At 58.2% G+C, this 1,558-nt stretch carries 1 protein-coding gene; it reads right to left on the bottom strand.

The annotated features are described in order from the left end of the window. A partial coding sequence (locus HU729_RS25525) for an immunoglobulin-like domain-containing protein (protein ID WP_346655323.1) occupies window positions 1–1,558 on the bottom strand: 1,558 nt, incomplete at both ends.

Raw genomic sequence — 1,558 nt, 5'->3', positions numbered from 1 at the left:
GGTGCCATCCGAAAGAGTGAAGGTCAGACCGCCGTGACCCTTGACGTCAAGGCCTTGGGCGTTGGTCAGGGTGACGGTGTAGGTGATCTCGCCGCCTTCAGACACAGTGGTCTTGTCTGCGGTCAGGGTCGCGACCACTTCACTTTCGGTGTCAGCGATTTGAACAGTTGCCGAGCCACCCAGCTCCAGGTTCTCGAAGATCTTGCCTGGGACGGTGGCATCGGTGATGCCGACAGTCAGAGAGCCCGAGTCCTTGAAGACGTCGTCGCCCTGGGCTGGCGCCTTGTACTCAACCTGAGTCTGGCCTGCAGCGATGGTGACTTTGTCGCCATTGCTCAGGGTAACGGTCAGCGGACGGTCCAGTGGCTGATTCACTTTGACAGTGAACGACGGCTGCTGATCTTCGGTGACATTGCCATTGCTGACGATGGTGACCGAAACCTTGTCGCCTTCGTTGCCAGTACCCGGAGTACCAGTACCCGGTTCATCGGTGACATCGGTTTTCACTTCGCCCTGACCCAGAGTCAGCTTCTCGAAGTTATCTGCGCCGGTAACACTTTCCAGCTTGTTGATGATCGACGGCTGGCCGCCGACGTAGACATCGTCCGGTGCGTGGATGGTGATGGTGCCGGTGGCGCTGCCAGCCGGAACGGTGACTTTGGTGCCGTCGCTGAGGGTGAAGACCAGGCCGTTATGGCCGGTAACCGAGAGACCTTGGGCATTGGTCAGGGTAACGGTGTAGGTGACCTCACCGCCTTCAGATACGGTGGTCTTGTCAGCAGTCAGGGTCGCGACAACTTCACTTTCGGTGTCAGAGATCTGAACAGTGGCCGAGCCACCCAGCTCGAGGTTTTCGAACGTCTTACCCGGAACGGTGGCATCGGTGATGCCGACAGTCAGAGAACCCGAATCCTTGAAGACGTCATCACCTTGTGCAGGTGCCTTGTACTCGACTTGAGTCTGGCCTGCGGCGATGGTGACCTTGTCGCCATTGCTCAGAGTGACGGTGAGCGGACGGTCCAGTGGCTGGTTCACTTTGACAGTGAACGACGGCTGCTGATCTTCGGTGACATTGCCATTGCTGACGATGGTGACGGAAACCTTGTCGCCTTCGTTGCCGGTGCCCGGAGTGCCAGTACCCGGTTCGTCTGTCACTGTGGTGGTGACGGAATTGTCGCCGAGGGTCAGTTTCTCGAAGTTATCCGCGCCGGTAACACCTTCCAGCTTGTTGATGATCGATGGCTGACCGCCAACGTACACGTCGTCCGGCGCATGGATGGTGATAGTGCCGGTGGCACTGCCCGCTGGAACGGTGACTTTGGTGCCATCCGAAAGAGTGAAGGTCAGACCACCGTGGCCTTTGACATCCAGACCTTGGGCGTTGGTCAGGGTAACGGTGTAAGTGATCTCGCCGCCTTCGCTGACAGTGGTCTTGTCAGCAGTCAGGGTCGCGACGACTTCGCTTTCGGTATCGGCAATCTGAACAGTTGCGGAGCTTCCCAGCTCAAGGTTTTCGAAGGTTTTGCCCGGAACACTGGCATCGGTCACGCCAATGGTG

The organism is Pseudomonas sp. RW10S2 (assembly GCF_014268985.1).
GTDB classification, from domain to species: Bacteria; Pseudomonadota; Gammaproteobacteria; order Pseudomonadales; family Pseudomonadaceae; genus Aquipseudomonas; species Aquipseudomonas wayambapalatensis.
The sequence above is the reverse complement of the archived record's forward strand: the minus strand, read 5'-3'. Positions and strand labels throughout refer to the sequence as shown.